This window comes from Hymenobacter terricola, from assembly GCF_017921975.2.
Classification (GTDB): domain Bacteria; phylum Bacteroidota; class Bacteroidia; order Cytophagales; family Hymenobacteraceae; genus Hymenobacter; species Hymenobacter terricola.
The window spans coordinates 73,062-79,884 of sequence record NZ_JAGEMO020000047.1 but is presented as its reverse complement, the minus strand read 5'-3'; the positions used below and the strand labels follow the sequence as shown (position 1 = coordinate 79,884).

The window sequence follows — 6,823 nt, the reverse complement described above, 5'->3', positions numbered from 1 at the left end:
ACTGTGCAGTCTTCAGGCAAAAACGAGAAACGAGGCACAGGTTCTCCTGTACACGGTCGACACCAAAGAGCCGCCGTTAGAGAATAATAGTGTCCTCGTTTCCTTTTCTGGCTACCTCTCTACTTGAAAGGCAGGGCAATCATACAAGAGAATTGGGTGGTAACTTCCCAATCTGATGGAAAAAGCTCCTCCGACAAAACGGCCGCGCTATGATGCGGCCTTCCGCGCCGAAGCCCTACGGCTGGCCAGCGAAAGCCGTTCCACGCTGGCCGCCGCCCGTGCGCTAAACATCGACGCCAAGCGCATTTATGCCTGGCAGAAAGCGGCCCAGCCGCCTTTGCCGGCCGACCCAGGCGAGGCCGCCGAAGTGCGGGCGTTGCGGGCGGCCAACAAACGCTTGGCGCAGGAGCTGGAGATGTTAAAAAAAGCCATCGCCATCTTCTCGCATCCCCCGGCCCTGTGAGCACACTGCAATTCATTAACCAGCAGCGCACTTGCTACCCCATTCACCAGCTCTGCCGCGCGTTGGACGTGGTGCCCAGCCACTACTATGCGTGGCGGGCGGCGCAAGCGGCGGCCGCAGCGGGGAAGGCCGTGCCGGCCTGGGAAACGGAAATGCTCGCCGTGTTTGACTTCCACAAACGCCGGTACGGGACGCGCCGGCTGCGGGTCGAATTGCGGGAAACCGGCCACCGGGTGGGCCGCCAAGCGCTGCGCACGGCTTTACGCCGGCACGAACGCCAGGCGTTGCAGCCCAAGTCGTTCGTGCCGCGCACCACCGATTCGACCCACGGGCAGCGCTGCGCGCCCAACTTGCTGCTGGACCGGCCCAAGCACACCCAATCCAACTGGCTCTGGGTCAGCGACATCACGTACCTGCCCTTGGCAAACGGCGACTGGGCCTATCTGTGCGCGTTTCAGGATCTGTGCACCAAGCACGTGGTTGGCTGGCAGGTGCGGGCCGACATGTCCGAAGCATTGGTCACCAGTGCCTTGCAGCGGGCGCTATTGGCCCAACGGCCCGCCCCAGGCCTCATCGTTCATTCCGACCGGGGCGGGCAATACGTGGGCAACGCCTACAAGGCCCTGCTGCGCGAGGCCGGTGCCCGGCTCTCCCACAGCCGGCGCGGCGAGTGCTACGACAACGCCCAGGCCGAGAGCTTGTGGGCGCGCCTCAAAACCGAGGAACTCGAAGCCCGCGACTGGCCTGTTTTTACCGACCTGGCCGATGCCCAGGCCAGCGTGGCCGACTATTTTGACTATTACAATCACGAACGTCGCCACTCCAGCATCGGCTATTTAAAACCGTATCAATTTCATCAACAACAACTTAACAACATCACCCAATTCTCTCCTGCTTAACTAGACCACCTCATTTAACATCTCAAGAATTGAGAGAATCATTAAAGGAGCGGTGGCAATCCCTACCTCCAACGATGTACTGGTAAAGGCCGCTCAGAGGGCTATTGACAAAAAAGCCCCCTTCCATATCAATAAAAGCAGCGATACGGCAAAGAATAAAAACAATATGGCTGATGCCGTGATAATGGAGACTTACGCCAATTGCACAAACGGCGATAAATCAGAGGATGACCAATTTGCTTTCGTAACTCACAATAAATCAGATTTTGGAGATACTAATCACAAAAACCCACACCCTGATTTTGCAAGCTATTTTTCACCGGCTGACTCTACTTACTTCATCAACTTAGTAGAAGCGTTGCGTCACTTCATACCTGAACTGATGAATGACATTGAAGCGGAGCAAGATTGGGAGGAAGTGCCTAGGAGCTTCACAGAAATCAGCGAAGCGGAACAGGAGTTCTTTGATAAAGTCTGGTATAACAGGCACCAGAATTCCGTTTACAAAGCCAAGCGAGGCATTGATGGAGTGACAGAGCAACACGTAGAAGTAGGCCGAGCTGCCGCCGAGAAGAAGGAGCAGCAATACGGTAAAGCTGTAGTACTCCCCAAAAGTTGGCCAGTTAAAGCGGGCTAGCTTAGCCCGATTATGAGTCCAAAACGCACCCGCCGTCGCTACACGGCCGAGTTCAAAGCCGAGGTGGCGCTGGCCGCGCTCACCGAGCGCCAGCCGCTGGCCGAGTTGGCCGCCCATTACCAGTTGTCGACCACGCAAATCACGCGCTGGAAGCTGCAGTTGCGCGAGCAGGCCGCGCAGGTCTTCGCCGAAACGCCTGCTGCCGGTGCAGTGGTGGCCGACGTGGAGCCCCTGTACGCGGCCATTGGCCGGCTACAAGTGGAAAACGCCCTGCTAAAAAAAACGCTGGGGCCATGTCGGTAGCCCAGCAACGCACCCTGGCGGCCCACGCCGACCCGGCCAGCTCGGTGCAGGCCCGTTGCCAGGCCCTGGGCCTGGCACGCAGCAGTTTCTACTACCAGCCCTGCGGGGAAAGCGCCTATAATCTGGAGCTGATGCGCCTGCTGGACGAGGAGTTTACGCAGCACAATTTCAAGGGCGTGCTCGGCCTACGCGACCACCTGCGCCTGGCCGGCCACGCCGTCAACGAAAAGCGCGTACGCCGGCTCGTGCGCCTGATGGGCCACGAGCCGGTTTACCCCAAACCACGCCTATCGGTGCCCGGGCAGGGAATCACGCCCTATCCCTACCTGCTGCGGGACCGCCCAGCTACCGCCCCGAACGAGGTATGGAGCACCGATATTACCTACGTGCCCATGGCCAAGGGCTTCCTCTACCTGGCCGCCGTGCTCGACTGGCATTCGCGCGACGTGCTGAGTTGGCAACTCTCTAACTCGCTCGATGTGGGCTTTTGCCTGCAAGCCCTGGCCAATGCCTTACATGCGGCCCCGGCCCCGCGCATCTTCAATTCCGACCAGGGCAGTCAGTTCACCAGCTTGGCTTACGAACAAGCCCTGTTGGCCGCCGGCTGCCGCATCAGCCGTGATGGACGGGGCCGCGCCACCGACAACGCCTTCATCGAACGCCTCTGGCGCACGGTCAAGTGGGAGCACCTCTACCTCAACCCCGCCGACGACGGCCACCACCTGCATCGCCAATTACAAGCGTACTTTGCCTACGACAATCACCGCCGGCCCCACCAAAGCCTCGCAGGCCAAACGCCTGCTCAGGTCTTCGCCCAACCTTCATTCATTCAAGCATAACCATATTACTTAACAACCCCCGCTAAACTGTCCAGTTTTTGGGGAGTAGTACAAGCCAATCTCGGGCCTTACACTGATTTTGAATGGGGCATGTTAAACGGTAAGCTTTCCGCAGTCAGGTGGGTAATGGGTGAAGAGTGGGACTTTCTTGATACCTAATCAATAAAGTGTTCGGTACCGAAATGGTGCATTTGAAGAATGCAAAAGAGCCCCGACACGTGAGTGTACGGGGCTCTTTTGATAAATCAGGAAGCTGAGCCTACCGTACGGCGTTGCCTAGAGCCTGTTATGTACTGTTGGCGTTTCGGGCCAGCATGATGCAGGCGAAGACGACAAAATGGAGTTGTTGTAAGGTACTGCTGAGGCGTTCGTAGTCGCGGGCCAAACGCCGAAAGCGGCTCAGCCAGGCAAAGCTGCGTTCCACCACCCAGCGCCGGGGCAGCAGCACAAAGCCGGTCTGGCCTTCCGGCTTCCTGACGACCTGCAAGTCAATCTCGTGCACGGCCGCCGCGTATTGCGGGTCCTCCCCGGTATAGCCGTGGTCGACAAAGCCCACCTGCACGGTCTGGCCTGTGATTTCTTGCACCCGTTCGCAGAGTTCGCCCACCTGCTCGCGCTCCTGCTCGTTGGCCGACGTGATGACGACGCTTAGCAGCTGGCCCAGCGTGTCGACGGCGATGTGGGCTTTGCTCCCCTTGCGCCGCTTGGCCCCGTCATAGCCGGCCCGGTGACCGCTCTCGGGCGTGCTTTGCAGCGTGCTTTGCAGCGTGCGCCCGTCGAGCACAATCGCGGTTGGCGTAGCGGCCCGGTCGAGTAGCAGGCGTTGTAGCACGTTCAAATCGTGCACGATGGATTCAAATACACGCGCATCCCGCCAGCGCGTCCACTGCTGGTATACCGCTTGCCAGGGCGGCAAGTCGTGGGGCAGATAGCGCCACTGGCAGCCCGTGTGGCCCAGGTACCGCAAGGCATTGAACAAGGCCCGCAACGGGTGCCGCCGTTGCGGGGCGTCTTCGCGCAATAAGGCTAAATAGGAGGCAACAAATGACCATTCGTCATCGGTAACATCGCTCGGGTAACTGCGGGCAGGTAGCATACCTCTAATTTACGCATCAGTGCATAACAGGCTCTAGCTCCCGCTCCACGGCATTGGCCATGACGCCTACTCTGGCGACGGCGGCGCGAAGCTGCTCGACGGCGCAGTTGAATTTCTAGGTCCAGTAGCGAAGTTGATGGGTTTCGTTGATGTTGACGCGAGCGCAGTCGTCAAGGCATTTCAAAACAATCACAACATCAACCGGGGGCTAAACCGGGGGCAATAATTAAAAAAGGCCCCTTACGCTAGCGTAAGGGGCCTTTTAGCGCTCCCTCCTGGGCTCGAACCAGGGACCCTCTGATTAACAGTCAGATGCTCTAACCGGCTGAGCTAAGGAAGCAATTGCTTGCCCGAAACCCGGTTGTTGTTGTTTCGGACTGCAAACTTACGACCTTCTCGAAAAAGGCACAAGCCGAAATCGCTTTTTTTTCTAAAAAGTTGTTTAGTGGCTCAGTTCGTGATGTTGAGCAGATTGCCTTGTGTGCTGACACTGTACTGCTTGAGTGGCCGAGGAGTTGGCCCTCCCGTGATTTGGCCCCGCAAATCAAACTGCGAGTTGCAGCAAGTATCGCGCATAAACAGCCGCGACCGGTCCAGGCTTACCAGCGCGCAGGCATTGTAGGGCTGATAAGGACAGTTGCGCTCGAAGGCCAAGTACACGCCCTGGCTCTGCCGAACCACAATCACGCCCTTCACCCCTGCCGTGCCGGCGGGCCCTTGCACAGGCAAGGATACAGCGCCATTATCGAAACGCAGGTTGACGTATTCCTGATTGGTCAGATTGAGGCTAAGATTGACCGGCGCGTACGGTATAAGGGGTTGGTCATCGTTTTTCGCTCCACAGGCGGCGGCAACGAGCAAAACACACCCCGTTGCCAAACGCGATAACGGCCACAGAATGACTTGGGAAAATTTATTCATATCCAGCATGTCTTGATAATCAGAAAGAACTAACCAGCCACCGCCAAAATTCACTACTCCCTTTAGGCTAAACCAGTTTGCGAGGATAACGATGATTTGCCAGTATTCTTGCCCTAAACCGTTACTTTCCCTATTTTTTGAATAGTGAATTGACGAATGTGTGTCGGTCAAACAACTGCAAATCGGTCATCTTCTCCCCCACGCCAATGTAGCGCACCGGAATGCTGAACTGGTCCGAGATGCCAATAACCACGCCGCCACGGGCCGTGCCATCCAGCTTGGTGATGGCCAGGGCCGTGACTTCAGTGGCCTTGGTGAATTCCTTGGCTTGCAGGAAGGCATTCTGACCGGTGCTGCCGTCCAATACCAGCAGCACTTCGTGCGGGGCATCGGGAATCACCTTCTGCATCACGCGCTTGATTTTGCTGAGCTCGTTCATCAGGTTTACCTTGTTGTGCAGGCGGCCGGCGGTGTCGATGATGACCACATCGGCGCCCATTTCCACGCCTTTTTGCACGGCGTCGTAGGCCACTGAAGCGGGGTCGGTGTTCATGCCGTGGCTGACCACGGGCACGCCCACCCGCTGGCCCCAGATGATGAGCTGGTCGACCGCCGCCGCCCGGAAGGTATCGGCGGCGCCCAGCACTACCTTCTTGCCAGCCGAGTGGAAGCGGTGGGCCAGCTTGCCAATGGTTGTGGTTTTGCCCACGCCGTTCACGCCCACCACCATTATCACATAGGGCTGGCCCGAGTTGCCGGCCTGGTCCAGTACGGCCGTGGAGCCGGACTTATTATCCTCCAGCAGGGCCACGATTTCCTCGCGCAGGATGCGGTCCAGCTCGCCGGTGCTCACGTACTTGTCGCGGGCCACGCGGGCCTCAATGCGGTCGATGACCTTTACCGTGGTTTCGATGCCCACGTCGGCGTGCACCAGCAGGCCTTCCAGGTCGTCAAGCACAGCTTCGTCCACGGTGCTTTTGCCCACCACGGCCTTGCTCAGCTGCTCAAAGAAATTGGTTTTGGTCTTTTCCAGGCCCGCGTCAAGCGAGGCTTGCTGGGCGGGAGTTTCCTTGTCCTTTTTAAAAAAATCGAAGAGGCCCATAAAGAAGGGAAGATATTGGGGCGGGGTGATACCCCTACACGCAAAAAGTCCCACGAAGGTGGGACTTTTTAAACTTTTACGAAGCCGTAGCCGGCAGACAACTTATTTGTTGCCGGTGGCCAGATACTCCTGCACTTTGTCGAGGAGCACCATTTCCTCGCGGAAGGTGTAAGCCCCGGTTTTCTCCGATTTAACGGCACGAATCACTTTTGCCCAGTTCTTGGCGTTCTCAACGGTTTTCAGCGTTGCTACTACTTTCTTAGCCATTGTTCAGGTTATTTAATTTCCTTGTGAACAGTCATTTTCCGCATAATCGGGTTGAATTTCTTCAACTCAATGCGCTCAGGGGTATTCTTGCGGTTCTTGGTGGTGATGTAGCGCGAGGTGCCCGGCAGGCCCGAGTTCTTATGCTCGGTGCACTCCATGATAACCTGCACCCGGTTTCCTTTCTTGGCCATCTCGACGGGGGTGTGTGTTTTTAAATTTAGGACTGCAAAGGTACGGGGATTTTTTCGAACTGCAAAGTCCCTAGTAGCAGTAGCTTTAGCTTGTGCTACTTTGTT

The 6,823-nt window shown here is 57.3% G+C and carries 10 protein-coding genes, 1 tRNA gene and 1 pseudogene; 5 read left to right on the top strand and 7 right to left on the bottom strand.

Annotated elements, in window-relative coordinates:
- Positions 1 to 175: 175 nt before the first annotated feature.
- Genes J4G38_RS20835 through J4G38_RS20815 form a run of 5 tightly spaced genes read left to right on the top strand, consistent with a single transcriptional unit; the run spans position 176 to position 3,141 of the window.
- On the top strand, positions 176 to 463 hold the full coding sequence (locus tag J4G38_RS20835; RefSeq protein ID WP_210514054.1) for a transposase: 288 nt from the start codon (positions 176 to 178) through the stop codon (positions 461 to 463).
- Positions 460 to 1,362 (top strand): IS3 family transposase, encoded by a 903-nt coding sequence (locus J4G38_RS20830; protein ID WP_210514052.1) that lies wholly within the window; start codon positions 460 to 462, stop codon positions 1,360 to 1,362. The genes J4G38_RS20835 and J4G38_RS20830 overlap by 4 nt, the downstream gene beginning before the upstream one ends.
- A 19-nt stretch (positions 1,363 to 1,381) precedes the next feature.
- Positions 1,382 to 1,999 carry a PIN domain-containing protein gene (locus J4G38_RS20825; protein ID WP_394371069.1) on the top strand — a complete coding sequence of 206 codons (618 nt, stop codon included), beginning with the start codon at positions 1,382 to 1,384 and terminating at the stop codon, positions 1,997 to 1,999.
- 12 nt (positions 2,000 to 2,011) lie between these two features.
- Complete coding sequence (locus J4G38_RS20820) at positions 2,012 to 2,302, top strand: transposase (RefSeq protein WP_210514048.1); 291 nt, start codon at positions 2,012 to 2,014, stop codon at positions 2,300 to 2,302.
- The gene (locus tag J4G38_RS20815; RefSeq protein WP_210514046.1) at positions 2,293 to 3,141 is read left to right on the top strand and encodes an IS3 family transposase; all 849 of its coding nucleotides are present in this window, start codon (positions 2,293 to 2,295) and stop codon (positions 3,139 to 3,141) included. The genes J4G38_RS20820 and J4G38_RS20815 overlap by 10 nt, the downstream gene beginning before the upstream one ends.
- A gap of 286 nt (positions 3,142 to 3,427) precedes the next feature.
- Here J4G38_RS20815 and J4G38_RS20810 read toward each other — a convergent pair whose 3' ends face one another.
- From J4G38_RS20810 to rpmG, 7 genes and pseudogenes are all read right to left on the bottom strand, one after another.
- On the bottom strand, positions 3,428 to 4,237 hold the full coding sequence (locus J4G38_RS20810) for an IS5 family transposase (RefSeq protein WP_210514044.1): 810 nt from the start codon (positions 4,235 to 4,237) through the stop codon (positions 3,428 to 3,430).
- A 16-nt stretch (positions 4,238 to 4,253) separates the two neighbouring features.
- Positions 4,254 to 4,340, bottom strand: a pseudogene (locus J4G38_RS29235) (hypothetical protein); the annotation flags it as partial.
- 163 nt (positions 4,341 to 4,503) lie between these two features.
- Positions 4,504 to 4,577: transfer RNA gene (locus tag J4G38_RS20800), tRNA-Asn, on the bottom strand.
- 110 nt (positions 4,578 to 4,687) lie between these two features.
- Positions 4,688 to 5,329 (bottom strand): Rieske (2Fe-2S) protein, encoded by a 642-nt coding sequence (locus J4G38_RS20795; protein WP_210514042.1) that lies wholly within the window; start codon positions 5,327 to 5,329, stop codon positions 4,688 to 4,690.
- A complete protein-coding gene (gene ftsY / locus J4G38_RS20790; RefSeq protein ID WP_210514040.1) occupies positions 5,289 to 6,260 on the bottom strand; it encodes a signal recognition particle-docking protein FtsY in 972 nt (323 codons plus the stop codon). The genes J4G38_RS20795 and ftsY overlap by 41 nt, the downstream gene beginning before the upstream one ends.
- Before the next feature lie 102 nt (positions 6,261 to 6,362).
- A complete protein-coding gene (locus J4G38_RS20785) occupies positions 6,363 to 6,527 on the bottom strand; it encodes a DUF4295 domain-containing protein (RefSeq protein WP_210514038.1) in 165 nt (54 codons plus the stop codon).
- 8 nt (positions 6,528 to 6,535) lie between these two features.
- Positions 6,536 to 6,718, bottom strand: coding sequence for a 50S ribosomal protein L33 (rpmG, locus tag J4G38_RS20780; protein WP_068227398.1), 183 nt, complete (start codon positions 6,716 to 6,718; stop codon positions 6,536 to 6,538).
- Positions 6,719 to 6,823 lie beyond the last annotated feature (105 nt).